Source organism: Bacillus sp. R86525 (assembly GCF_042466195.1).
Taxonomy (GTDB): domain Bacteria; phylum Bacillota; class Bacilli; order Bacillales; family Bacillaceae_G; genus Bacillus_A; species Bacillus_A nitratireducens.
In genome coordinates this window covers 1,089,725-1,115,978 of record NZ_JAXHPX010000007.1, presented here as the reverse complement: position 1 = coordinate 1,115,978, position 26,254 = coordinate 1,089,725, and the positions used below count along the sequence as shown (strand labels likewise).

General features: G+C 36.8%; 25 protein-coding genes. 4 read left to right on the top strand and 21 right to left on the bottom strand.

What is annotated here, in order from left to right; translation table 11 throughout:
* Nucleotides 1–95: 95 nt before the first annotated feature.
* The 7 genes from SJY24_RS08250 to SJY24_RS08220 form a co-directional block, all read right to left on the bottom strand.
* The gene (locus SJY24_RS08250; RefSeq protein ID WP_001266955.1) at nucleotides 96–536 is read right to left on the bottom strand and encodes a D-tyrosyl-tRNA(Tyr) deacylase; all 441 of its coding nucleotides are present in this window, start codon (nucleotides 534–536) and stop codon (nucleotides 96–98) included.
* Between the two features lie 17 nt (nucleotides 537–553).
* Nucleotides 554–2,737: a GTP diphosphokinase gene (gene relA, locus SJY24_RS08245; protein WP_377864366.1), complete on the bottom strand. Its 2,184-nt coding sequence runs from the start codon at nucleotides 2,735–2,737 to the stop codon at nucleotides 554–556.
* A gap of 210 nt (nucleotides 2,738–2,947) precedes the next feature.
* Nucleotides 2,948–3,460: an adenine phosphoribosyltransferase gene (locus tag SJY24_RS08240; RefSeq protein ID WP_000346222.1), complete on the bottom strand. Its 513-nt coding sequence runs from the start codon at nucleotides 3,458–3,460 to the stop codon at nucleotides 2,948–2,950.
* A 46-nt stretch (nucleotides 3,461–3,506) separates the two neighbouring features.
* A complete protein-coding gene (gene recJ, locus SJY24_RS08235) occupies nucleotides 3,507–5,846 on the bottom strand; it encodes a single-stranded-DNA-specific exonuclease RecJ (RefSeq protein WP_377864365.1) in 2,340 nt (779 codons plus the stop codon).
* 101 nt (nucleotides 5,847–5,947) lie between these two features.
* Entirely contained in the window at nucleotides 5,948–6,841 is an 894-nt protein-coding gene (locus SJY24_RS08230; protein ID WP_377864364.1) for a cation diffusion facilitator family transporter, read from the bottom strand.
* Nucleotides 6,842–6,995: 154 nt separating this feature from the next.
* The gene (secDF, locus tag SJY24_RS08225; RefSeq protein WP_377864363.1) at nucleotides 6,996–9,260 is read right to left on the bottom strand and encodes a protein translocase subunit SecDF; all 2,265 of its coding nucleotides are present in this window, start codon (nucleotides 9,258–9,260) and stop codon (nucleotides 6,996–6,998) included.
* Between the two features lie 281 nt (nucleotides 9,261–9,541).
* Nucleotides 9,542–9,826 carry a post-transcriptional regulator gene (locus SJY24_RS08220; RefSeq protein ID WP_002112000.1) on the bottom strand — a complete coding sequence of 95 codons (285 nt, stop codon included), beginning with the start codon at nucleotides 9,824–9,826 and terminating at the stop codon, nucleotides 9,542–9,544.
* Between the two features lie 187 nt (nucleotides 9,827–10,013).
* Between SJY24_RS08220 and spoVB the strand changes: the two genes are divergently transcribed.
* The gene (gene spoVB / locus SJY24_RS08215) at nucleotides 10,014–11,573 is read left to right on the top strand and encodes a stage V sporulation protein B (protein WP_000198277.1); all 1,560 of its coding nucleotides are present in this window, start codon (nucleotides 10,014–10,016) and stop codon (nucleotides 11,571–11,573) included.
* Nucleotides 11,574–11,602: 29 nt separating this feature from the next.
* On the opposite strand, the gene SJY24_RS08210 is transcribed toward spoVB, so the two are convergent.
* Nucleotides 11,603–12,259: a DUF421 domain-containing protein gene (locus SJY24_RS08210; RefSeq protein WP_000455376.1), complete on the bottom strand. Its 657-nt coding sequence runs from the start codon at nucleotides 12,257–12,259 to the stop codon at nucleotides 11,603–11,605.
* A 103-nt stretch (nucleotides 12,260–12,362) separates the two neighbouring features.
* Here SJY24_RS08210 and SJY24_RS08205 point away from each other — a divergent pair, with 103 nt between their 5' ends.
* A complete protein-coding gene (locus SJY24_RS08205; RefSeq protein WP_377864362.1) occupies nucleotides 12,363–12,746 on the top strand; it encodes a TIGR04086 family membrane protein in 384 nt (127 codons plus the stop codon).
* Between the two features lie 36 nt (nucleotides 12,747–12,782).
* Here the strand turns inward: SJY24_RS08205 and yajC are convergent, their stop codons facing one another.
* Genes yajC through ruvA form a run of 6 tightly spaced genes read right to left on the bottom strand, consistent with a single transcriptional unit; the run spans nucleotide 12,783 to nucleotide 17,116 of the window.
* A complete protein-coding gene (gene yajC, locus SJY24_RS08200; RefSeq protein ID WP_001068062.1) occupies nucleotides 12,783–13,043 on the bottom strand; it encodes a preprotein translocase subunit YajC in 261 nt (86 codons plus the stop codon).
* Between the two features lie 27 nt (nucleotides 13,044–13,070).
* Nucleotides 13,071–14,210: a tRNA guanosine(34) transglycosylase Tgt gene (gene tgt, locus SJY24_RS08195; RefSeq protein ID WP_000125371.1), complete on the bottom strand. Its 1,140-nt coding sequence runs from the start codon at nucleotides 14,208–14,210 to the stop codon at nucleotides 13,071–13,073.
* Nucleotides 14,211–14,222: 12 nt separating this feature from the next.
* The gene (queA, locus tag SJY24_RS08190) at nucleotides 14,223–15,275 is read right to left on the bottom strand and encodes a tRNA preQ1(34) S-adenosylmethionine ribosyltransferase-isomerase QueA (RefSeq protein WP_000354022.1); all 1,053 of its coding nucleotides are present in this window, start codon (nucleotides 15,273–15,275) and stop codon (nucleotides 14,223–14,225) included.
* A 19-nt stretch (nucleotides 15,276–15,294) separates the two neighbouring features.
* The gene (locus SJY24_RS08185; protein WP_000138162.1) at nucleotides 15,295–15,495 is read right to left on the bottom strand and encodes a DUF2905 domain-containing protein; all 201 of its coding nucleotides are present in this window, start codon (nucleotides 15,493–15,495) and stop codon (nucleotides 15,295–15,297) included.
* Entirely contained in the window at nucleotides 15,492–16,493 is a 1,002-nt protein-coding gene (ruvB, locus tag SJY24_RS08180) for a Holliday junction branch migration DNA helicase RuvB (RefSeq protein ID WP_000344469.1), read from the bottom strand. The genes SJY24_RS08185 and ruvB overlap by 4 nt, the downstream gene beginning before the upstream one ends.
* Nucleotides 16,494–16,498: 5 nt before the next feature.
* Entirely contained in the window at nucleotides 16,499–17,116 is a 618-nt protein-coding gene (gene ruvA, locus SJY24_RS08175) for a Holliday junction DNA helicase RuvA (protein ID WP_098272019.1), read from the bottom strand.
* 188 nt (nucleotides 17,117–17,304) lie between these two features.
* On the opposite strand from ruvA, the gene SJY24_RS08170 reads away from it, so the two are divergent.
* The gene (locus tag SJY24_RS08170; RefSeq protein ID WP_377864361.1) at nucleotides 17,305–18,249 is read left to right on the top strand and encodes an iron-hydroxamate ABC transporter substrate-binding protein; all 945 of its coding nucleotides are present in this window, start codon (nucleotides 17,305–17,307) and stop codon (nucleotides 18,247–18,249) included.
* Between the two features lie 11 nt (nucleotides 18,250–18,260).
* Here SJY24_RS08170 and SJY24_RS08165 read toward each other — a convergent pair whose 3' ends face one another.
* From SJY24_RS08165 to SJY24_RS08155, 3 genes are all read right to left on the bottom strand, one after another.
* Entirely contained in the window at nucleotides 18,261–18,776 is a 516-nt protein-coding gene (locus SJY24_RS08165; protein WP_097830581.1) for a BofC C-terminal domain-containing protein, read from the bottom strand.
* A 120-nt stretch (nucleotides 18,777–18,896) separates the two neighbouring features.
* Complete coding sequence (locus SJY24_RS08160; protein WP_377864360.1) at nucleotides 18,897–19,826, bottom strand: DMT family transporter; 930 nt, start codon at nucleotides 19,824–19,826, stop codon at nucleotides 18,897–18,899.
* 67 nt (nucleotides 19,827–19,893) lie between these two features.
* The gene (locus SJY24_RS08155) at nucleotides 19,894–20,214 is read right to left on the bottom strand and encodes an ArsR/SmtB family transcription factor (protein ID WP_377864359.1); all 321 of its coding nucleotides are present in this window, start codon (nucleotides 20,212–20,214) and stop codon (nucleotides 19,894–19,896) included.
* 435 nt (nucleotides 20,215–20,649) lie between these two features.
* Between SJY24_RS08155 and SJY24_RS08150 the strand changes: the two genes are divergently transcribed.
* A complete protein-coding gene (locus SJY24_RS08150) occupies nucleotides 20,650–21,093 on the top strand; it encodes a branched-chain amino acid ABC transporter substrate-binding protein (protein ID WP_098764390.1) in 444 nt (147 codons plus the stop codon).
* Nucleotides 21,094–21,126: 33 nt separating this feature from the next.
* On the opposite strand, the gene SJY24_RS08145 is transcribed toward SJY24_RS08150, so the two are convergent.
* The 4 genes from SJY24_RS08145 to nadC all read right to left on the bottom strand — a co-directional run bounded on the left by SJY24_RS08145 (nucleotide 21,127) and on the right by nadC (nucleotide 26,242).
* Nucleotides 21,127–21,771, bottom strand: a complete 645-nt coding sequence (locus SJY24_RS08145; RefSeq protein ID WP_097808895.1) for a YhcN/YlaJ family sporulation lipoprotein — start codon at nucleotides 21,769–21,771, stop codon at nucleotides 21,127–21,129.
* A 179-nt stretch (nucleotides 21,772–21,950) separates the two neighbouring features.
* The gene (gene exsA, locus SJY24_RS08140; RefSeq protein WP_377864358.1) at nucleotides 21,951–24,053 is read right to left on the bottom strand and encodes a spore coat assembly protein ExsA; all 2,103 of its coding nucleotides are present in this window, start codon (nucleotides 24,051–24,053) and stop codon (nucleotides 21,951–21,953) included.
* Between the two features lie 218 nt (nucleotides 24,054–24,271).
* A complete protein-coding gene (gene nadA, locus SJY24_RS08135) occupies nucleotides 24,272–25,378 on the bottom strand; it encodes a quinolinate synthase NadA (RefSeq protein WP_377864357.1) in 1,107 nt (368 codons plus the stop codon).
* A 30-nt stretch (nucleotides 25,379–25,408) separates the two neighbouring features.
* Entirely contained in the window at nucleotides 25,409–26,242 is an 834-nt protein-coding gene (gene nadC, locus SJY24_RS08130) for a carboxylating nicotinate-nucleotide diphosphorylase (protein WP_377864356.1), read from the bottom strand.
* Between the last annotated feature and the right edge of the window lie 12 nt (nucleotides 26,243–26,254).

The following is a 26,254-nucleotide window of genomic DNA, read 5'->3' as shown; positions in this document are numbered from 1 at the left end:
GAGTCTTACTCCCACAAATAGCGGGATAAATGAACAAAACATACAACAATGTATAAAAAAGAGAGGATTATATAATCCCCTCTTCTTAAGCAACACTATTTACTATCCACAATTAAGGTCACCGGACCATCATTGATTAAAGAAACATCCATCATTGCTCCGAACTTCCCTGTTTCTACATGCAATCCTTGCTTACGAACTTCCTCATTAAAGAAATCATATAAACGCTCTGCATAGTCAGGTTTGGCAGCATCCATAAAGTTTGGACGTCTTCCCTTACGGCAATCTCCGTATAATGTGAATTGCGAAATTGATAGAACTTGTCCTTCTACATCAAGTACAGAATGGTTCATCTTTCCGCTCTCATCTTCAAAAATACGTAAGTTTGCAATTTTTTCCGCAATGTAAGTTGCATCTTTTTCTGTATCTTCATGCGTAATACCAACTAGTAATGTTAAACCGAACGGAATTTGTCCTACGATCTCACCATCTACTGTGACAGACGCTTCTTTTGATCGTTGTAAAACAACTCTCATCTTTTCTACACTCCCTATTAATGCATCATGCGTCGTACTGCATAAATTTCTGGAACACGTTTAATGCGCTCCACTACTTTTTTCAAGTGCTGTAAGTTTCGAATAGAAATCGACATGTTAATCGTTGCCATCTTATTACGATCACTTCTACCAGAAACAGCTGAGATATACGTTTTCGTTTCTGTAACAGCTTGCAATACTTCATTCAATAAACCACGGCGATCATAGCCTGAAATTTCAATATCAACATTGTATTCAATTTCTTTTTCAGGGCTACCTTCCCACTCTACTTCTAGTAAACGCTCTACAGCTTCTTCTGTATGCACATTGACACAATCACGACGATGAATCGATACACCTCGGCCTTTCGTAATATACCCAACGATATCATCACCCGGAACTGGGTTACAGCATTTTGATAAACGAATTAGTAAATTATCAGCACCGCTTACCTTTACACCAGAATCCCATTTTCGAATTTTCATCGGTTTACGAACTTCTTTAACTTCAACGATGTCTTCTTCTTCACGTTGTTTACGGAACTTGTCCGTTAGTCGTGTAACAATTTGCGCTGCTGTAATTCCGTTATATCCAACTGCTGCAAACATATCTTCTTCATTTGCAAAGTTGAACTTCTCAGCAACACGTTTTAAATTATCAAGCGCTAATACTTCTTTCATCTCATACTCTAAGCCACGCACTTCTTTTTCAACAAGCTCACGGCCTTTTTCAATATTTTCATCTCTACGTTGTTTCTTAAAGAATTGACGTATTTTATTTTTCGCATGAGATGTTTGAGCAAGCTTTACCCAATCTTGACTTGGACCATACGAATGTTTTGATGTTAAAATTTCAATGATGTCACCAGTTTTCAACTTATAATCAAGCGTCACCATTTTCCCATTTACTTTTGCACCAATTGTCTTGTTTCCAATTTCCGAATGGACACGATACGAAAAATCAATTGGAACAGAGCCAAGTGGTAATTCCATTACATCGCCTTTTGGTGTAAAGACGAATACCATGTCAGAGAATAAATCAATTTTTAATGACTCCATAAATTCTTCTGCATTAGAAGCTTCATTTTGCCATTCTAATATTTGACGGAACCAAGTTAGTTTCTTCTCTAATGTACCTGTTGTTTCTGCTGCTTTTCCTTCTTTATACGCCCAGTGTGCCGCGATTCCGAATTCTGCAATCTCATGCATTTCTTTCGTACGAATTTGCACTTCTAGTGGGTCACCTTTTGGTCCAATTACAGTCGTATGAAGAGATTGATATAAATTCGCTTTCGGCATTGCAATATAATCTTTAAAACGACCTGGCATTGGTTTCCAGCACGTATGAATAATTCCAAGCACCGCATAGCAATCTTTAATACTATTCACAACGACACGTACGGCTAGTAAATCGTAAATTTCATTGAATTGTTTATTTTGCAATGCCATTTTACGATAAATACTGTAAATATGTTTTGGTCTTCCAGAAATCTCAGGTTGAATTGAAACCTCTTTTAATTTCTCGCGAATGCCAGTCATTACTTCATCTAAATATTCTTCACGCTCTGCACGTTTACGCTTCATTAAATTCACAATACGATAATATTGCTGCGGGTTTAAATAGCGAAGTGACGTATCCTCTAACTCCCATTTAATAGTACTAATTCCGAGTCTATGTGCTAAAGGTGCAAAGATTTCTAACGTTTCATTCGCAATGCGACGCTGCTTCTCTTGAGGCAAATGTTTCAATGTACGCATGTTATGAAGACGATCAGCTAGTTTAATTAAAATAACTCGAATATCTTGAGCCATTGCGATAAACATTTTGCGATGGTTTTCTGCTTGTTGCTGCTCATGAGATTTATATTTAATCTTTCCGAGCTTCGTAACACCATCGACAAGCATAGCGATTTCTTTATTAAATTCTCGTTCAATATCTTCTAATGTAATCTCTGTATCTTCTACTACATCATGCAAGAAACCTGCCGATACTGTAGCTGGATCCATGTGTAAATCAACTAAAATACCTGCTACTTGAATTGGGTGAATAATATATGGTTCACCCGATTTTCTATATTGTTCGCTATGTGCATCGCGTGCATATTCATAAGCACGTGCTACTAGCTCAATATCTTCATCCGCTAAATATTGACTTGCTTTCTCGAGTACCTGTTCAGCTGTTAGTACTTGCTCATTTGCCATCGAATCACCTTTTATTGAAAATTGACTTTGTCTTTATTAAATAGAATAAATTATATTCTATCATTATAACCCAATGATTGTGAATTGTGAAAAGGAAAAGATTTTACTGACATTTCACCTTATTTTTTTGTTCAATTATACAAAAGTACCCGCTCCTCTCCAAGAGATTCACGGGTACTTTTTATCACCGTAGTTTTACCTATATAGTGATTAGTATTTTTCTAATACTAATACATCGTAACCATCTAACATTTTACGACCATCTAAGTAAGTAAGCTCTACTAAGAATGCAATTCCTGCTACAACTCCGCCAAGTTCTTCAACTAACTTAATTGTCGCTTCAATTGTTCCGCCTGTAGCTAATAGATCATCTGTAATTAATACGCGTTGACCTGGTTTAATTGCATCTTTATGGATTGTTAAAACATCTGTACCATATTCTTTGCCGTAGTCAACTGTAATTACTTCACGTGGCAATTTTCCTAATTTACGAACTGGTGCAAAACCTACTTCTAATGCATAAGAAACCGGACAACCGATAATAAAGCCACGTGCTTCTGGTCCTACTACAACGTCAATATCTCTTTTTTTCGCATACTCAACGATTGCGTCTGTTGCTGCTTTGTATGCTTTGCCGTCGTTCATTAAAGGTGTAATATCTTTAAACACAATACCTTCTTTTGGATAATCCGGTACAATTGCGATATGTTGCTTGAAATCCATATTTCTGAATCCTCCTCAGATTTAAAGGTTTGTAAATACAAATCCTTTACCCTAACTGTTCTACTTCTTTATGATTACGAATCGTTTCAAACCACGTATATAGTTGCTGATATGTGCTATAAACCAATTCTTTTTCTAATTGTAAGTGGTTCATTTTCTCACGATATGTGTTCGATTCAATTAAATCACGCTTTTGTTTTTGTTCAGCCATAAAAATGACACCGTCTTTTATTGTAACAAATTCTAACTCAAAAAACACCTGTGTCATGAAATTTACTGTGTCTTTTGACCAACCTTTATGACGACATAGTTGTTCCCCATATTGTTTTAAAGAAAATGGTGCTTTTTGGTTCAAGAAAGAGTAGTACCATTTAAAGTGTTCCCGCGTTGGGACTGTACTAAATAAATGGTTGTTCTCTTGATAAAATAGCGTATAAATTCGAGATGGGAACCCGACTTTAAATAAATCGCGCAATTCATCTGTTCCTTTCGGTAAATCGAGTAACACAATGTATTGGTCATCCAAATGCGTTACATCTGATGCATGCACGATATGCTCTTTATAGTCTTCTAAAGAAAATTTATTCATTACCTCTTCAGAAAAATACACCATTGTTATTTTTTCTGTAGGAAGTTCTGCTACATTCGCTTCTACATTACGCATACTACGCCAATCAAATAACTGCCACGCCTCTACAGCAATATCTTGTACCATTAATTGCGGCTTCTTAAAATTATTCCATTCATTAATGGATGCTTCTCCTATTACAGAAACTTTTGCAACTGGAGAGATTTCTTTCGCATAAGCACCAAATCCAAATCCAATTGTATCCAGAGTTGCTTGTCCATCACGAAGCGCCATTTTTAAATGAGATCCATCCGATCCGATTGCACGAATACTTTCTAGCTCTGCATCCTTCACTGCAATACGTGGTTTTGGATTTCCAACACCAAATGGCGCTAACTTTTGCATGTCTTCAATTGCTGCCAGTGTTACATCCTCCACTTTACAAAAAACATCAACAGCTGTAATTGGAATAAAATCTTCTTCTGTTAAAATTACCTCTGCTTGTTCGTTTAAACGGCGGCGTAATTCATCTACATCATTCATATGTAGCGTCATTCCCGCTGCCATCGGATGCCCTCCGAAGTGTGGCAATAACTCTCTACAATCTGACAAATTTGCAAACAAATCAAATCCTGCAATACTACGTGCTGAACCTTTTGCTGTTTTTTTTACAGGATCAATGCATAATACAATCGTTGGACGATAAAAACGTTCAACTAATTTAGATGCGACAATTCCAATTACACCTGGATTCCATCCTTCTTTCGCCAGTACTAGTACTTTATTGTCTTCTGGCGGGAAATTATTTTCCACTTCAGCGATAGCTTCTTCTGTAATTTGCTTTACAATATCTTTTCGCAGTTTGTTCAGCTCATCAATTTCTTCAGCTAGCTCTTTCGCTTCTTCCGGATCGTCTGATAATAATAAATGAACAGCAGGTGTTGCATCTTCTAAACGTCCAACCGCATTAATACGCGGTGCAATCGAGAAGCCAATACTTTCTTCTGTAATTTCACTTTGCGAAACGTTAGCAACTTTAAATAAAGCTTTCAAACCAATATTTCTTGTCATACGCATATGTTTAAGCCCGCGCTGTACTAACAATCTGTTTTCACCATGTAGCGATACTAAATCAGCTACTGTACCGATTACTGCGATTTCCAATAAATGTTCTGGAACGCGCCCTAAAAGTGCATGTGCAACTTTAAACGCAACACCAACACCCGCTAAATAGTGAAACGGATAAACACCGCCTTCTAATTTCGGATGAATAATCGCAAGTGCTTCTGGTAATTCCGGCGGTGGCTCATGGTGATCTGTAATAATAAGATCTATTCCAAGGTCCTTCGCTACCTTCGCTTCATGTACCGCTGCAATACCAGTATCTACGGTAATAATTAGTGAGAACCCAGCGCTATGCGCCCAACGAAACGCTTCTTCGTTTGGTCCATACCCTTCTGTAAAACGGTTTGGAATATAAAATTCTACATCTGCACCTAATTCTTGAAGCGCAAGATATAAGACAGTCGTACTACTTACTCCGTCCGCATCGTAATCACCAAATATTAATATTTGCTCTCCATTTTGAATCGCCTTATTTACACGTTCTACCGTTCTATCCATTCCTTCTAATAAAAATGGATCGTGAAATTCTTGATTTTCTGTATTTAAAAAATCTAAAATCTTATCTTCTGTATCTAATCCTCTACCGAGGAATAACGAAACAACAAGAGGTGATAATTGCAACTTACTTGCTAATTCACTCACTCGTTCGTCATTATATTCTTTTTCTTTCCAACGCGTCTTCGGTTGTAACACGAAATCACCCCTTAACCTATCCATTATACAAGACAGATTAAGGGGTGACAATATGATGCAAGCTACGATGCAATATCCATATACTAAAATATTAATGCCATTTAATTTGGGGAATACGGATTTATATGTACAAAAACATTTTGTACGTTATCTTGTTTCATAAGCGTTTCTTTCACATGCTTTCCAATGCGGTGCCCTTCTTCTACAGTAATGTATGGATCTACAGAAACTTTAATATCAACAATAACGTAATGACCATGCTCCCTCGCATATAAAGAACCGATTTTTTTCACACCATCTATTTGAAGTACTGCTCCTCTAAGCGGAATAACATCTTCCTCATGAAGAACATGATCAAGCGTTGCATGAATCGCTTCTGCCCCAATACTCCACGCCATTTTTGCAACAAGAAGTGAAACAAATAATCCTGCAATTGGATCGGCATATACAAGCCAATCTAAACCGAACTTACCACCAATAATCGCTGCACAAATACCGATTAAAGCTGCAATTGAAGAAAATACATCCGAACGGTGCTCATATGCATTTGCAATAATTGCATCACTATTTATCCTTTTCCCTAATCGGAATTTATATTGAAACATTCCTTCTTTCACGACAATAGAAAAAATAACAGCAAAAATCGTAATTCCCTTCGGCGGTTCTAGTTCTTGTGAAAAAGCTTTTATAGACGAAATCGCAATCTCTAGTCCAACAATAAATAATAATACCGCAACAATAATCGCTGAAATCGATTCCGCTTTGCCATGACCGTACGGATGATCTTCATCAGGCGGCTGCTTCGCTGCTCGTAATCCAAAAAGTACAGCTAGCGAACCAATTACATCTGACCCAGAATGCACTGCATCCGCTAATAGTGCTTTACTGTTTCCAATATAACCAATTACCGCTTTTATAATCGCTAATATAATATTACCAACGATTCCGACAATAGCACCAAACTCGGCCTGTTTAAAACGTTCATCTTTTTCCATAATTAAAATCCCTTCTTTTCTTAACCTATCTTTTTATTTTAACAAAAACAGCGATAACTTCACCACTTTCTTCCATTTTATTCTTTCAAAAGTTGTTATCTTATTGTATCCACAAACGAAAAAAGAGATGCCTCATAAAGAGACATCATCTTTTTTATACTTGCGGTTCAGATTCTACTTTCTCAACCTTCTTCTTGTTTTTCCCCTTTTTCAAACGACGGTTTTCAAGCATTAACCAAATTTGAGAGGCAACGAAAACAGAAGAGTACGTACCTACAACTAGTCCAACAAGTAACGCCAACGAGAAGTTACGTAGTGACTCGCTACCGAAGATAAGTAACGCAATTACCGGGAATAACACTGTTAATACGGTGTTAATCGAACGACCAAGCGTTTGACGAATACTTGCATTTACGATTTCTTCTAGGTCTTTTATGTCGCGAACTCGTTTTTTCTGTTTGTATAATTCACGGTTTCTATCAAAGGTAACAATTGAGTCATTGATAGAATAACCGATGATTGTTAATACCGCAGCGATAAACGTTAAGTCTACTTCTATCTGGAAAAGACTAAACATAACAATCATAACGAATGCGTCATGTAGTAATGCAAGTACTGCAGATAATGCATACGTAAATCGGAATCGAATACTTACGTATAAGATAATGACTACCGAAGCAATTAATACTGCGATAAATGCATTTCGTGCGATTTCTTTACCGATTGTTGGTGAAACTGTACTTACGTTTGGCTCTGTACCATATTTATCTTGGAAGAATGTTTTTGCTTTCGCAATTTCATCTTTTGATAAAACTCCTAATGTACGAACGGCGAAACCTTTATTGTCGTCCCCAGTCGGTACAATATCTTCTTCCTTCACATCAATCTTCAATTCTTTCAAATCTTTATGAACATCTGACACAGTAAGTGCTTGTTTAGATTGCAAGTCGATACGTGTACCACTTGCAAAGTCAATCCCAAGATTCAGTTTGAAAATTGGTAGTATAATTGCACCTGCAATTACAACTACCATCGAGAAGATAAGGAATTTATGACCGATATTTACGAAATTAATACGATCAAATCTTGTCGGTGGATGTACCACACCTTTTGTTAATGGAATAATATCCTTTTCCTTAACACCAAAATATGCTGGTTTTTTATCAAAATAACGGCTCTTTACAAGTAATCCTAGTAAGAAACGAGTACCGAATACGTTCGTAATGAAACCAACTAAAATACTTACGATTAAACTTGTCGCGAATCCTTTTACAGAGCTATTACCATAAACGAATAATACACCAGCTGCTGCAAGTGTTGTAATGTTCGCATCTAAAATTGTTGCTAATGAACGATGGTTACCAGCACGAAATGCTGACATCATGGACTTACCAATTTTCAGCTCTTCTTTCAGTCTCTCGTACGTAATAATATTCGCATCAACTGCGATACCTACCCCGAGCACTAACGCTGCAATACCTGGCAACGTAAGAACCGCATGCATCCAGTTAAAGACAAGCAATGTAACGAAAATGTATAAACCTAACATAACAACCGCTACAATTCCCGGTAAACGGTAGAATACAAGCATAAATAAGAAGATTATAGCAATACCAATCGCACTAGCGAAAATCGTTTGCTCTAATGCTTGTTGCCCAAATTTCGCTCCAACAGATGTTGAATACATTTCTTTTAAATCAACAGGAAGTGCACCTGCATTTAATAAAGATGAAAGTTCTTTCGCGCTTTCCACTGTAAAGTTTCCACCTACGATAGATACTTCAGCTTGGTTAAACACTTGGCTTACTGTTGCCGCTGATAAGAACTTCGGATTCGGTTTTGCAGACTCTGCTTTATACGAATCTTTTCCTTCTTCAAAATCAAGCCAAATTACCATTAAATTCGTTGGTGGTGGCATTTTTGAAATTTTTTCAGTTACTTCACGGAATTTGTCAGCGCTTTTTAGTGTAAGACCTACGCTCGCACGGCCTTGCTCATCAAATGTTTGCTTTGCTCCGCCGCCTTTTAAATCCGTTCCGTCCATAAGAAGGTTGTCATCCACATCACGGAATGTTAGTTTCGCTTGTGTTGATAACATTTCACGTGCTTTTTGCTGATCTTGTACACCAGCAAGCTGTACACGAATTCGATCTTCCCCTTCGATTTGAATGTTCGGCTCACTTACACCAAGAACATTGACACGATTTTCAAGAGCACCTACTGTACTTACAAGTGCATTACGATCGATTTTATCACCTTTTTTGGCTGGTTTTACTTCATACAGAATTTCAAAACCACCGCGAAGGTCTAGTCCTAGACTAATTCCTTTTGCTATGTCTTTTCCTGCCGCACCAATTACTCCACCAATTAATAAAACGATGAGGAAAAAGGCGGCAATTCTTGTACCACGCTTTGCCATATGTACCCTCTTTCTGCTACTAACTCCTTCAATAAATCTCTTACGATTCATTTTTACACGTGTGCATACGCCTAGTTAGTAGACTTCCTTTCTATAAAATACATGTATTTTCGCTAGTTCATCACTAGCTGTGTCGGTAAGCTTGTCACCATACCTTCACTTTCATTATTTATTTTTCCTCTTCACTACCTCCTTTATATATAATCTTAGACATAATTATTTCCTCTTTATCAATACCTATCATTATACTGCAAAAGGAAGAACAAACCAATTACAGTCGGTTATTTATTTTCATATTCGTCAAACGACCAAAGTGGCGCTTGATATGCTTCAACAGTTAAATAATTCATATATTCATTAGTACTTACTCTTAATACATCATTTACTAATTCATATAACCTAACATCACTGTCTATCTTTTTCCACTTTTTCGCCTTGAGAAACTTCCAAATATCATTATCTGTCACTCGGTCGTAACCGAACATTTGAAACTCTTCTACTTTACTTTCTAAAACGACTTGTAACTGTCCGCGGTATGATTCTACCAAAGCCTCTTTATCCAACATATATAAACATCTCCTTCTGATTTCAGCACGAAAAGTCGCTTTTAATCCCGCTCTAATGGACAGTAATAACTTCTTTCAAGAGTACCATTCACACTTTACTCTCTTAAATGCTTGTCATTCTTGTCTCATACGTGCATATAAATTATTGTAAATCATTCCATTGATTTTGAGAAGGTAGGAGAAGAGTATGACAAGACAAAGCTTTTTAAAAGGTGCATTTATTTTAATGATAGCTGGCTTTATTACAAAAATCCTTGGATTTATTAACCGCATTGTAATGGCACGTATTTTAGGCGAAGAAGGCGTTGGCCTTTATATGATGGCTGTTCCCACCTTCATTTTAGCAATTACATTAACACAAATAGGTCTTCCCGTTGCAATCGCAAAATTTGTAGCAGAAGCGGAAGCGGTGAACGATAAACAAAAAATAAAAAAAATATTAACCGTATCACTAGCTGTCACTTCCTTTATTAGCATCATTTTAACAATTGGGATTATGCTCCTCACACCTATTTTAGCAAAAACATTATTAACCGATGAAAGAACGTACTATCCATTAATGGCCATTTTACCTGTCGTTCCTGTTATTGCTGTTTCTTCTGTTTTACGCGGTTATTTCCAAGGGAAACAAAATATGAAGCCTAGCGCTTATGCTCAAGTCATAGAACAAGTTGTCCGCATTACAATTATCGCTGTATGCATTCGGTTATTTTTACCTTACGGCGTAGAATATGCTGCAGCTGGCGCCATGCTATCAGCCGTTCTTGGCGAAGTTGCATCTTTATTATTTTTACTTACTTTATTCCAGCGCGAAAAACATTTATCTATACGCTCTGGGTTTTTCACTACGGTAAAGGAGAGCAAAAATACATTTTATTCTCTTATGGATATCGCACTTCCAACTACAGGAAGCCGTTTAATCGGTTCTGTTTCATATTTCTTTGAACCTATCGTTGTTATGCAAAGCTTAGCAATTGCCGGGGTTGCCGCTTCTGTCGCAACACAGCAATACGGTATATTGAACGGTTACGCCTTCCCGCTTCTATCACTACCTGCCTTTATTACATACGCTCTTTCTACAGCACTCGTCCCTTCCATTAGTGAAGCAATGGCAAAGAGACAGCACAAATTAGTGGAACACCGTTTACAACAAGCCCTTCGAATTTCCTTAATTACTGGTGGATGGTCAGTCGTTATTTTATATGTATTTGCTTCACCCGTCTTAACGCTTATGTATGGATCGGACAGTGCAACAGCGTTCATCCAACTTCTTGCACCCTGCTTTTTATTTCATTATTTTCAAAGCCCACTTACATCTGTGTTGCAAGCTTTAAACTTAGCAAGAGCTGCAATGATGAACACATTTATTGGCGCTATCGTGAAATTAATCGTTATTTTTGTACTAGCTTCAAAGCCAGAGTTTCAAATGATGGGAGTTGCCCTCGCTATTGCAGCAAATATAGTGACGGTAACATTCCTTCACTATGCTACTGTTTTAAAGAAAATTAAATTTACCATTTATGCAAAAGACTATATTTTTGGAGGACTTGCCATCGGTATTGCAGGGGCCTTCGGTTTTTACCTTCATAAGTATATTATTTTCTCTCATTCACTTGGCGTACAAACATTATGGGAAATCACTTTAACAACAATCGTTTATATTTTCCTCCTCTTTGCTTTCAAACTCATTCGAAAAGAAGAGCTGAGTCGCCTCCCTATCATTCGGAAACTTTCATTTTTGAAGTAAATAGGCTTACTATTCAATACGGTAAGCCTCTAGTTTCCTTTCAAATCCACAAAAAATTGGCCATTTTGAAAGCTGCAGTATAAAATTTGTGCTATATCGTTATAACCTAAGTTTTTTAATTTTCCAATGAGCCATTCGTCTGTATGTTCAATCATTTGCAAATGATTGAATTGAATTTCTCCATCAATAATTAACGGGAGAGTAAAAATAGGCGTATCATTTTTACTCTTTTTACTTTTTTGTTTTTGAAAAATAGACAACTTCCCTGATGGTTCCAAAATAGCGTACTCCACATCCCGCACATCTCCAACTCCTTGCTCCCTTAATTGCATCATTAAATCATCTATGTTATAGCGCTGTTTCCGCATCTTTTTTTCATCAATCTTTCCCGCATTTATAAGAATAGCTGGCTCTCCTTCTATTAAATGCCGAAATCGTTGAAACTTTAAAGAAATGACTGACAAAATAATTTGTATGCACATAAGAAAAGTCATCGGAACTAATTGATGCCAAAGTGATTTATCCGTATTTTCAATTGCTACTACGGCCATTTCTCCAAGCATAATGAATACGACTAGATCTAATACACTTAGCTCTCCAATTTCACGTTTACCCATAAGGCGGAAAATAATTAAGATAATGATATACAAAAGCATCGTCCGGCCAATTATTGATACCCATTCCATTTCTACATCTCCTTTTTTATTTATAGACTTCCCTACAAAAAAGAAACTAGTCTAACTTGATCAAAATGAAAATATGCTTGTATTAAAAAGGGGGAATTCATAAATGGATGGAACGAAAAAATTATCAACTGCAATCGGCTTCGGTATTATTACCCTACTTATCCTCGCATCTATTACTAGCATGGTTATAGCTCTATTGTTAAAGTTTACGAATATGAATGAAGGGACATTAACCGTTACTATTTTGATACTAGCTCTTCTATCTATGCTTATGTCTGGGTTTATTGCTGGAAAAAAGGCGCAAGGGAAAGGTTGGCTAGTAGGTTTCACAACAGGACTTACATTCGCCATACTTGTTTTTCTAGTTAACTATTTAGGCTTCTCTCAAACTTTATCGAACCCACAGTTACTCTACCAATTAGCATTAATGGGTGCGAGTACACTCGGTGGTATTTTCGGAGTAAATATGTCAAAACAAAATAACTAAAAAAGGCCCTGCATATTTCATGCAGGGCCTTCATCATTAGTTTTTCACAACTTCACGAATCGCATTGCGATCGAAAGTTAAGTGTGAACCACCAGATTTAACAACGATTTTCGTTTCATCTACTGATTCAATTGTACCGTGTAAGCCACCAATCGTTATGATAGCATCACCTTTTGACAACTCATTTTGCATTTGAGCAACTGCTTTTTGACGCTTTTGTTGCGGGCGAATTAATAAGAAATAGAAAATCGCAAACATCGCAACGATCATAATGATATTCATCATACCTGGATTCATCTTTTGTTCCTCCTTTTAAATTATGTATTAGAAGTTTTTAGCATTCGGTTTATTAAAGCCATACTGTTCAAAGAACTCTTCGCGGAAATCGCCAAGACGGTCTTCACGAATAGCTTGTCTCACCTGCTCCATTAAGTTTAACAGAAAATGAAGGTTGTGATAAGACGTTAAACGAATTCCGAACGTTTCATCACATTTCATTAAGTGACGAATATACGCACGAGAGTAATTTTTACATGTGTAGCAATCACAGTTCGGATCAAGCGGACCGAAGTCTCTAGCGAATTTCGCATTTTTTACAACTAAACGACCTTCACTTGTCATACATGTACCATTTCGAGCTATACGAGTTGGAAGTACACAGTCAAACATATCAACACCGCGAATTGCACCATCAATTAACGAGTCAGGAGAACCTACTCCCATTAAGTAACGTGGTTTATTATCCGGAAGAAGTGGTGTTGTAAACTCAAGAACACGGTTCATAATATCTTTCGGTTCACCAACAGATAGACCGCCTATAGCATATCCAGGGAAGTCCATTGAAACAAGATCTTTCGCACTTTGACGACGAAGCTCTTCAAACTCTCCACCCTGTACAATACCGAATAAACCTTGATCTTGTGGACGTTCATGTGCTTTTAAGCAACGCTCTGCCCAGCGGCTTGTACGTTCTACAGATTTCTTCATATATTCAAAAGTAGCTGGGAATGGTGGACACTCATCAAATGCCATCATGATATCTGAACCTAATGCATTTTGGATTTCCATCGCTTTTTCTGGTGATAAGAATAATTTATCTCCGTTTAAGTGGTTACGGAAGTGAACACCTTCCTCTTCGATACGGCGGAAGTCACTTAAACTAAATACTTGGAAACCACCAGAATCTGTTAAAATTGCACGATCCCAGTTCATAAATTTATGCAAACCGCCTGCTTCGCGTACAATTTCATGACCTGGACGTAACCATAAGTGATACGTATTACTTAAGATAATGCCCGAATCCATTGCCTTTAATTCTTCTGGTGACATCGTTTTAACTGTTGCAAGTGTACCAACTGGCATAAATGTTGGTGTATCAAATGAACCGTGTGGCGTATGTACACGACCTAAACGCGCACCCGTTTGTTTACAAGTTTTAATAAATTCATAACGAATTGCTGTCATAATTTACTCCTTTTATTTGTTTCTCATTTTAGCGTGAGATGCAACGAACATCGCATCACCGAAACTAAAGAAACGATATTTTTCTTTTACTGCTTCATTGTAAGCATGAAGTACATTATCTCTATTTGAAAATGCACTTACAAGCATAATTAATGTTGATTTTGGCAAATGGAAGTTTGTAATTAAACCATCAATTGCTTTAAATTCATAACCTGGGTACATAAAAATATCTGTCCATCCAGAAGCAGCGCAAAGCTTACCATCATGATCTGTCGCAATTGTTTCTAACGTACGAGTTGATGTCGTACCTACTGTAATAATACGTCCACCATTCTCTTTCACACGATTTAATAACACAGCCGTCTCTTCAGACATATGGTAATATTCTGCGTGCATATGGTGCTCTTCAATCGTATCTGCAGAAACTGGTCTAAATGTTCCAAGCCCTACGTGAAGTGTAATGAAAGCTAATTGAACACCCTTTTGCTTTAACTTCTCAAGTAACTCTTCTGTAAAGTGAAGTCCCGCAGTCGGCGCTGCTGCTGAACCAATTTCTTTCGCATATACTGTTTGGTAGCGATCGCGATCTTCTAGCGTCTCTTTAATATATGGAGGAAGTGGCATTTCCCCAAGTTCATCTAAAATTTCATAGAAGATGCCGTCATATGAAAATTCAAGCTGACGTCCACCTTGATCTGCAGTTCCTGTGCAAGTTGCTTTTAATTTCCCTTCGCCAAAAGAGATCACGGTTCCTTCTTTTACACGTTTCGCTGGCTTAACAAGCGTTTCCCACGTATCGCCTTCTTCTTGTTTTAGAAGAAGTACTTCAATGTGTGCACCTGTATCTTCCTTCACACCATGCAAACGAGCAGGCATAACTTTCGTTTCATTTAAAACTAAGCAATCCCCCTCATGTAAGTAAGAAAGAATGTCTGTAAAATGTTTATGCTCAATATCACCGGTTTCACGATCTAACACCATTAATCTTGATGTTTCACGATCCTCTAATGGGACTTGTGCAATAAGTTCTTCTGGTAAATGAAAATCAAACAGATTAATATCCATAACTATATCCACCTATTTCTTATTTAAATCGATTTATTATATACATAATAAAAGATAATACAATACTTAACACAATACATGTAATGATAGGAAAATAAAAGGTAACGTTTCCTTTTTTCACAAAAATATCGCCTGGAAGTCTTCCAATGAACTTCCAAGCTAGACCAACAACAATGAGTAAAATACCAGCTGTAATAAGCAGCTTTGGCATCTCCGTCATGCTTTTGGCATCTCCATTCCGAAATGTTCATATGCAAGCGGAGTTACAATACGGCCTCTTGGAGTTCGTTGTAAAAAGCCAATTTGTAATAAATATGGCTCATACACATCTTCAATCGTATGAGATTCTTCCCCAATCGTCGCCGAAACTGTTTCTAGTCCAACTGGACCACCGCGGAACTTTTCAATAATACCAAGTAATAATTTATGGTCAATATGATCAAGACCTAATTTATCTACTTGCAGTAGTTCTAACGCCATTTGTGTAATTTCCATTGCAATTGTTCCGTCGCTGCGAACTTGTGCGAAGTCCCGTACACGTCGTAATAAACGATTCGCTATACGAGGTGTACCACGAGCACGTCTTGCAATTTCTAGTGCAGCTAACGAATCTATTTCAACTTCAAACACTTCTGCTGTACGTTCGACAATCGCAGAAAGCTGATCTACTGTATAATACTCTAAGCGTGAAAGTACACCGAAACGGTCACGAAGTGGTGCTGATAATGCACCTGCACGCGTCGTTGCCCCAACTAGCGTAAATGGAGGTAAGTCTAATCGTACAGAGCGCGCTGATGGTCCTTTTCCAATCACGATATCAAGGCAAAAATCTTCCATCGCCGGGTATAGCACTTCTTCAATAGATCTATGCAAACGATGAATTTCATCAATAAATAATACATCTCCAGGCTGAAGCGCTGTTAATACAGCTGCTAAATCTCCTGGTCTTTCAATTGCGGGACCTGACGTCGTTCGAATGTTAACACCCATTTCATTGGCAATAATATTCGCAAGCGTCGTTTTACCAAGTCCAGGTGGGCCATATAAAAGTACGTGGTCTAACGTTTCTTCACGCATTTTCGCCGCTTCAATAAACACTTCTAAATTATGTTTCGCTTTATCTTGGCCAATATACTGACGGAGCGTCTGTGGCCGTAATGAATACTCTAAATCCGCATCTTCGTATCCAGATTCCCCTGAAAGGAGACGTTCGTCCATTATACTCACCTCTTACCGTTTAGTAAAAGACTAAGTGCCTTTTTAATATATTGATCCGTCGTTAATGATTCTTTTAATAACTCTGGTACAACGCGAGAAACTTCTCGTTCTGCATAACCAAGTGCACGCAGCGCTTCCAGTGCTTCATCAAGTTCCACTGATGAACCTTTCTTCTCATCAAAACTTTCAACATCTGAGAACAAATCAACAAACGCATCTGGTACAACATCTGCTAGTTTTCCTTTTAAATCTAAAATCATTTGGCGCGCTGTTTTCTTTCCGACGCCTGGGAACTTCACTAAGAACTTCTCATCTTCATGTTCAATCGCTTGAACGACCTGTCCAGTTTGACCAGAAGCTAAAATTGCAAGAGCGCCTTTTGGTCCAATGCCAGACACACCTAACAACTTAGTAAATAATAAACGCTCTTCACGTGTTTTAAACCCGTAAAGTGCCATAATATCTTCTCTCACATAATGATATGTATAGACACGGATTTCTTGCTTACTTCTTTGAAATACATACGGATTTGGTGTGAAAATTTGATAACCAATTCCATTATGGTCAATTACGACATATTCCGGTCCTACATGCTCCACGTAACCTGTAACATATTCAAACAAAATACGATCTCTCCCTCTCAAATCATGTATTCCATTTTAACATATTTAACAATAGAAAAGCGAGACTGCCCCAACAAATGTTCTCTATTTGAAACTTCTGTGATTTTCCATTGACAGAAAGGATAAAGCACCTTAATATACAGAAGTCGATAATGATTATCAATATTAATTAAAGGGGTTACATCAGGATGAAACAAAAGCTATTTATTTTATTTACTATTATGCTAGTTGTTCTTTCTATCGTTGGCTGTTCTTCTCAAAAAGAGGAAGCAAAAGCAAAAGAACAACCGAAAACAAAAGTTGTAAAACATGCTAAAGGGGAAGCAACAATTCCAGTTAATCCAAAGAGAATTGTTGATTTATCTGGATCAACAGAGGAATTATTAATCCTTGGACATAAACCTGTTGGCACAGCAAACACATATAAAGATAAAATCCAAAATCACTTAACTGACAAGCTAGACGGCGTAAAGGCAGTCGGCTGGTACTGGGCGCCTAAAGTTGACCTAGAGGCTGTTACAGCTTTAAAACCAGACTTAATTATTTTAAACAATCGTCAATTGAAAATTTATGATCAACTAGAAAAAGTTGCACCGACAGTTGTTCTAGAAACAAATCTAGAAGACTGGCGTGGTAAGTTTAAAGAAGTAGGTAAACTATTTGACGAAGAGAAGAAAGCTGACAAATGGATTGCAGACTACGATAAAAAAGCAGACTCTTTATCAAAAAAAATTAAAGAAAAAACAAAAGATGAAAACTTTATGTTCGTCGCAGTTACACCTCAAAACTTCCGTGTATACGGTAGCTTCGGATACGGTGACATCATCTTTAACGATTTAAAGCTTCCAGCAACAAAAGGTACAGATTTAAAACAAACGATGGCACAAGTATCACTAGAAGGCCTTGTTGCATTCCAGCCTGACCAAATGTTTGTCGTAAACTTCGGCGGTGAAGCTGATAAAGTGTACGAAGACTATAAAAACAGTGCCGTTTGGAAAGATAATAAAGCAGTAAAAAACAATCACGTATACGAAGTATCAAATGAAGTCTTCAATACGAAAGCATTCAATCCAATCGGAAAAGATATGCTAATTGATGAAATTGCAAAAGAAATTTTAGCTAAAAATAAATAAGAAAAAGCAGCTTACCATGAGCTGCTTTTTTTCTTATTTTGCACTGCATACTGCTTCATTTTTTCGATTGTCTTCACAAAACCTTCTTTTGATTTTATGCGAATACCACGTTTCAATTTCGCACGCTCATAACTCTCAAGCTTTTTCATATCAATTTGAAAGAAGGAGTGGATCGCGTTATCACTTTTCGGTACCCCTTTGAAAATTTGTAATATCCCTTCCTCTGAAACACCAAAATAACCGCTCGTTTTCAGTAAAGGAGAAATATCATCAACTTTCTTTTGTAATACAATTTGTACATCATCACGATCAACAAGTTGCCATTCCTTATATTGTTGCAAAAACTTTTCTAAATCCGCTACTTTTTCTGTCAGTATTTCCTCACTTACTTCTCCATCAACATACATGCGCTCTAATAAAATTGTAACTTGAGGTTCTTTTTCTACTACTTCTGCCCTCACATCGGATCCATAAGCTAAGCAAAACATCATAACGAAAGCTTGCAATGCAATTAGTATCCATTTCATTTCCGTTCACCTCTTCTAGGCAAAATCATACTTTCATTTGTAGTTTTTCCGGAAATGGGGGTTTTATCCCTAATTCATAGATTGCTCCCATTAAGACTTATAGAGTCCAATTATTTCTACCTATTTCGAAACATATTGATTATGTGAAAGCTTTTTTATACCTTTATTTGATTGTACCGTTGCTATATAAACCCCAATTAATACGATTATCATCCCAACTATTTGTTGCCACGTAACAGCTGCTCCATATAATACGACTGATATACCAGTAGCCACAATAGGAGTTAGATTTAAATACATACTCGCTTTGCTTGCACCTAGCTCTTCTACTCCTTTATTAAACACGATATATCCAATTAACGTCCCACATATGACCATATACAACATTTCTATCCATCCTTGTAAAGAAAGCGTTAAAACCTTTCCCCATCCATCTTCATATAGAGAAAGGCCTGCTAAAAACACAGTACCTAATACCGTCATACTCATTGTAATTAACAAAGGGGATATGCCACGCATAACCTTTTTTCCTGTTAAGCTATATAACACCCCACAGATTAAAGCAGCTATAAATAGAAGATCTCCCTTATTAAATGACAAAGACATAAGTATATTCATTGAACCACTCGTAATAACAACTATTACACCGATAAGGGACAAAATTAAACTTATTCCCACTTTTATACTCCAAGACTCTTTAAAAAATAATATTGCTCCCAATGTTACAAAAACGGGCATTGTAGCAATAATAAGTGAGCCATTCATAGTAGAAGTATAGTTAAGTCCCATAAAGAAAAAAACATTGTAGCCAAAAATACCTGTTAGTGATACAAATAGCAACCCTTTCCAATTCTTTAATAACAAACTTGTATTCCACTCAGATTTCATAAAAACTATGCCTATTAAAATACAACCAGCTAAACCAAAACGAATTGTTGCCGCGGTAATCGGTGGAATTTCAGTAATAACATGCTCTGCTGTTGCAAAAGATCCACCCCAAAACAAAGGAACAAGTAACATAATTACATACATACGGTTTATTCTGTTCATTTTTATTACCCCTTTCATGTAAACAAGTTTAAAAGTTTAAACTTGTTTACATGTTAGTTAAAAAAAATTAATAATTTGACTCTATTGCTTGAAGTAAATCCTTTACCTGTTTTAAAAATTCTCCGGCTATTATAGAATAAAAAGTTTCTTTTCCATTCCGATCCGCTACAATTAGTTCTGCTTGTTTTAAAATTTTCAAATGATGCGAAACAGCTGGTCTAGAAATCCCCATTTCATCTGTTATTTGTGTTACATTCATCTGTTTGTTTTCTAATAACAACATAATAATTTGCTGACGATTCGCATCTCCTAGCGCCTGAAATATAGGTGTTACGATTTGAAATTTTTCTAACACAACTTCTGTATTTCTACATTCAAAATTCTTCATATTCTCTTCATCCCAACCTTTTATATCTGAAACACATGTAATATATTACCATTCAATAGTAACCCTTTCACATACACTTGTAAATAACTTTATTTTCTGACTTTAAAGCAATAAAAAAGAGAAGACCGGATTCCTCCATTCTTCTCTTTACATTTGTATAAAATGAAAGACGCCTGCAAAGCAGGCGTCTTGATGCGTTTACGGCGAGAGACCAGGCGACCACATTCGCGTGTTTAGCACTTAAGCATATCTCTCGTCTTACGTAAATTAGCTCATCGCTTTGCTAATATAACATTAATAAGATAGAAGCGCAACATGTTTATAAAAATATTATATTTCCTCTTTCATCCAAATGAATTATATGTAAATTATAAATTGATAAATGTAATATATATGTTACAATTAATATAACAGCGAAATCATAATTAACAGGAGATGGATATTGTGAAAAAAATTAAGGATGAACGACTCATTCTGCAAACGTTAAAAAACATACGTATTGCCTTTCTTTTTCAATCACTCGGTATAATTGGAATTTTAGGGTATATCGGATTCACTGAAGGAATGGATCAAATTACAAAATCTCCATTATGGTTATTATTTATGCTTACGAGTATTTTAATTGCTTATTTACAGTTAAGCGTTTCAATCGATGTAGAAGAAAGTGAAAAGGATATAAAGTTAACTCCCTATTACAAAATTGTTTTACGTTCTCTTATTGTTGGAATTATTATAGCTATTATTTATATCATTTTCAGTCCAGAAAGACCTCTGTTTGAAGCTATCCTTACAGGTAGTATTTTCTTCATATGCTTTTTAACTTCTTATTCCGTTAGTTATTTCATAAAAAAACGTCGTTTACAAGACGACGATGAATAAAGAGGAAGGGCTAGCCCTTCCTCTTTTATTTTGCTATCGCATAGTACCAGTTAAACCGTAACGAATGTCTCGGAACATATTTGTTATGTCACGATTAAAATCGTTTGTAACTGTGCCGTTACGTAAACGCGTACTCATTGCATCGACACGAGTAAACATGTCATTTCTTACAGAAACATATACGTTTCTATTTCCAACTTCATTCACAACAGCTTGACGAATTTCGTTCGCCATCGCTGTTTCATTCGTCGTTGTATTACGTGGTTTTACCGCAATCGCTACATCGTTTCCATATACAACTGTAGAAACTCGATCTACGTTATTCATACGTTTTACACGATTCGTAATTTTCTCTGCAGTTTTACCATCATTGTTAATGTATGAATTGTTCATTGTAATATTACGAGTTGGATGCGGATTAGCAATTTGCCCGTTGTAATTTACATCGCGGTAATAATTGTATCCTGTATCGTTACGACCATTTCTATATGTTACATAATCTGTATAACGATCGTTACGCGCTACATTATCACGATACTGGTGTGTATCATTATAAGATGTACGCTCATAATTGTAGTTACGTCCATCCATGGCATTATTATTTTTTGGTGTACCACATGCAGCTAATGCACTGGTAACTAACAAAGAAGCAGCAATAACTTTTACTTTCGTATTCAATACAAAAACCCCCTCTGTTAGAATGGACTTCTCTTTCGAAAAGCTCCCCCTTATGATGAGTAACAGAGAGGTTTTTTACACTGTTAATATTTCACTAGGAATTTTCTAACACTTGATGAAAAAACTTTATTTTTTTAATTAACATGAATGCAAAAAAGGCGGGAATAATCCCACCTTTTTTAAACTTCCTCTTCGTCCTCTTCTTCCGAAACTGGCTCTCCGAATACGTTTGGTGGATCTGGTTGATAATACATCGTTCCTGGCTGTGGTGCATATGCTGGCTGAGTTGGTTGATAATATAAAGGATTAGCATATTGTGGTCCACCCGGTTGCGGACTATATAACCTACTTTCTCCTCCGCATCCACAATCTTCTTCACCTTGCACGAGTGGCGGCATATTATTATCCATTGGCATCATATTTGGATTTGGCATAGAAGTATATTGCGGCACCATTTGTTGATACGGCATTTGATTGTATGGATTTTGTTGCGGATATGGCGGCATCATTGGCTGTTGATACGGCATTTGATATGGCATCATATTCGGCGATTGATTATTATCCATTATTGGCATCATGTTTGGCATTTGATTGTTATCCATTATCGGCATCATGTTTGGCATTTGATTGTTATCCATTATCGGCATCATGTTTGGCATTTGATTGTTATCCATTATCGGCATCATGTTTGGCATTTGATTGTTATCCATTATCGGCATCATGTTTGGTATTTGGTTATTATCCATTGTCGGCATCATGTTTGGCATTTGATTGTTATCCATTATCGGCATCATGTTCGGCATTTGATTGTTATCCATTATCGGCATCATATTCGGCGGTTGATTATTATCCATTATCGGCATCATGTTCGGCATTTGATTGTTATCCATTATTGGCATCATGTTTGGCATTTGATTGTTATCCATTATCGGCATCATGTTTGGCATTTGATTGTTATCCATTATCGGCATCATGTTTGGCATTTGATTGTTATCCATTATCGGCATCATGTTTGGTATTTGGTTATTATCCATTGTCGGCATCATGTTTGGCATTTGATTGTTATCCATTATCGGCATTATGTTTGGCATTTGATTGTTATCCATTATTGGCATTATGTTTGGTGGTTGATTGTTATCCATTATTGGCATTATATTCGGCACTTGTATATTTGGCGGTATTACTTGCGGGATAATAACATTTTCTTTTGATACGTTTGGTGAGACTATATTCTCTACATTTTCTTTTTTCACTTGCGGTGACACTATGTTCCCTACATTTTCTTTCTTCACTTGCGGTGACACTATGTTCCCCATATTTTCTTTTTTCACTTGCGGTGAGACTATATTCCCTACATTTTCTTTCTTCACTTGCGGTGAGACTATATTCCCTACATTTTCTTTCTTCACTTGCGGTGAGACTATACTCCCTACATTTTCTTTCTTTACTTGCGGTGAGACTATACTCCCTATATTTTCTTTCTTCACTTGCGGTGAAATTATGTTTCCTACGTTTTCTTTTTTCACTTGTGGTGAGACATTTCCTATATTGTCTTTTTTCGTTTGCGGAGAAATGACGTTGTTAGGTTTCATTTTATTAATTTGAGGAGCAATTAACTCGCTTCCCTTTTTTATTACATCTGAAATTTTATATTCTTTTTTCGCTTTAATTGGCGGTTGCGGTGGCTGCGGTAATACATTAATGGAAAATTTAGTATTCTCCTTCGTAGTTGGTTTTTGCTTTTCTACTTTCTCTATAACAGGTGGTTTTTGAATAACAGACGGCTTTTCAACTGGTTTTTCTTTTTGAATCGGCTTTTCTTGTTGTACTTCTTTTTGCGGCTTCACCTGTATTTCTTTTTGTGGTTTCACTTGCATTTCTTTTTGTGGTTTTACCTGCATTTCTTTTTGCGGTTTTACCTGCATTTCTTTTTGCGGTTTTACCTGCATTTCTTTTTGCGTTTGTTGCATAGCTGGCTCTTGTGTAATCGGTGCTGATTGATACGTAATTTCCTCTTCATCTTCTATTCCAAGTGGAGTTGGTGTTGATGCAAACTCTTTTTGTTGCACCTCTTTTACATATTGTTTTGGCGGCGTGGAACCCGCTCCAGGCTGTTGTTTCACATGAACGCTGTTTGATGGTACTTTAATTTTCATACCTGGCATGATTAAATCTGGATTACTAAGCTGTGTATTTGTTTTTTTCAGCGTGTCAAAATCCACTCCGTACTTTTTTGCAATTTTCCAAAGGGTATCCCCTTTTTGCACGATATGAATTTTCAAATTTTCCCCCTCCTGTATAACTTATCTATAAGTAAAAACACTTTGAGGTAACACTTTCGAAAAGACTTTAATTTCATTTTACTTTTATCACTTCAAACAATATGACTTGAAGTGGAATAAGCATAAAAAAATCACAATGATTTCCTCAACACAATGTATGCCTATTTCATTCTTGTTATGATTATATGTACAAAAAAAGCAACGGAAATCCCGTTGCTTTAAACGCGTTCTAACATACGATTTAATGCAAGAACCGCTTCTTCTGTTACTTGATTTTCTACACGAATAACGTTAATTTCTTCTCCTCTTTCTATATTCTCAAGCGCCCATAGTAAGTGAGGTAAATCAATTCGGTTCATTGTTAAGCACGGACACATAAACGGATTTAGCGACATAATTTCTTTACCTGGATGTTGCTGAATAATTCGGTTCACTAAATTCATCTCTGTACCAATCGCCCACTTACTTCCCGCTGGAGCAGCTTCAATCATATCAATAATATATTTCGTTGACCCTGCATAATCAGAAGCGGCAACAACTTCATAACAACATTCAGGGTGAACAATAATATTCATATCCGGATGATTTTTTCGCACGCTTTCAATGTTTTTCACAGTAAAATTTTGATGAACAGAACAATGGCCTTTCCATAAAATCACTTGAATTTCTTCTATATCTCCATCGTACTCTAATGAATCTGTATGCGGGTTCCATACTGCCATTTTATCTAACGGGATGCCTAAGTCGTACGCTGTATTTCTTCCTAAATGTTGGTCTGGTAAAAAGACGAGACGTTCTTTTTGTGTAAACGCCCAAGACACCATCTGTTTTGCATTAGAAGAGGTTACTGTTGCCCCTCCATTACGACCGCAAAATGCTTTAATCGCAGCTGTTGAATTTACATACGTTAGCGGAATCATCGTATCCCCAAATAATTTTGCGAGCTCTTTCCACGCTCTTTCTGTTTGCTCAATATCTGCCATATCCGCCATTGAACACCCTGCACGCATATCTGGTAAGATGACAACTTGATCCTCTGTCGTTAACATATCTGCTGTTTCCGCCATAAAGTGTACACCACAAAACACAATATATTTCGCCTCTTTATTACTCGCTGCAACTTGTGCAAGTTGCAACGAATCCCCTGCTGCATCTGAAAATTGTACCACTTCATCTTTTTGATAATGATGCCCTGGAATAAATAGCAATTCACCCATTTTTTCTTTAATTTCGCGAACACGCTCTTCCATTTCTAATGTAGACATCGTTTGATAACGCTCTGGTAACATTACTTCGATTGGCTGAACTTTCTCTAGAATACTCATTTATGATTCTCCCCCTCTAAACCACTCTCATCACGCCTCAATATTAAAACTAATATCGAGTGCTTTCACTGAATGTGTTAACGCCCCAAGTGAAATATAATCCACTCCTGTTTTTCCATATTTCGATAAATCTTCAATTGTAATACCACCTGAAGCCTCCGTAACGATGGCACTCGGTACAATTTTTGAAAACTCACGAATCTCATCTGGCGTGCGATTATCGAACATAATAACATCTGCGCCGGCCTCTACCGCTTCTCTCACTTGCGCCTCTGTCTCTGTTTCGACTTCTACTTTCACCATATGTCCCAATCTTTCTTTCACCGATGTAACAGCTTTTGTAATCGATCCAGCAAACGTAATATGATTGTCTTTAATCATGACACCATCATACAAACCGAATCTGTGGTTAAATCCGCCTCCGCACACTACCGCATATTTATCAAACATACGTAGTCCCGGCATCGTTTTTCTCGTATCACAAATACGCGTATGATTGCTATCTAACGTAAGTACTGCTTTACGAGTCATCGTTGCTATCCCGCTCATACGCTGAATAATATTTAATATAACGCGCTCCGCTGTTAATAAAGATGCAATAGGCCCTTTAGCTGTTGCTATAATTTCACCTATTTCTACTAAGTCCCCATCTTTTTTATGGAGTGTAACTTCAATTTTTTCGTCAATTAGTTTAAAACCCTCTTCTATTACTAAACTCCCCGCAAAGACCCCTGTATCCTTTACAAGAAACGTTCCTTTTGCAATTGCATTATCGGGAAAGATAAGCTGCGATGTTACATCTCTTTCTCCTATATCTTCTAGAAAAAATCTATTTAGTGCTTCCTTAACTTTTAATATGTTCATAAAACCCCTCTT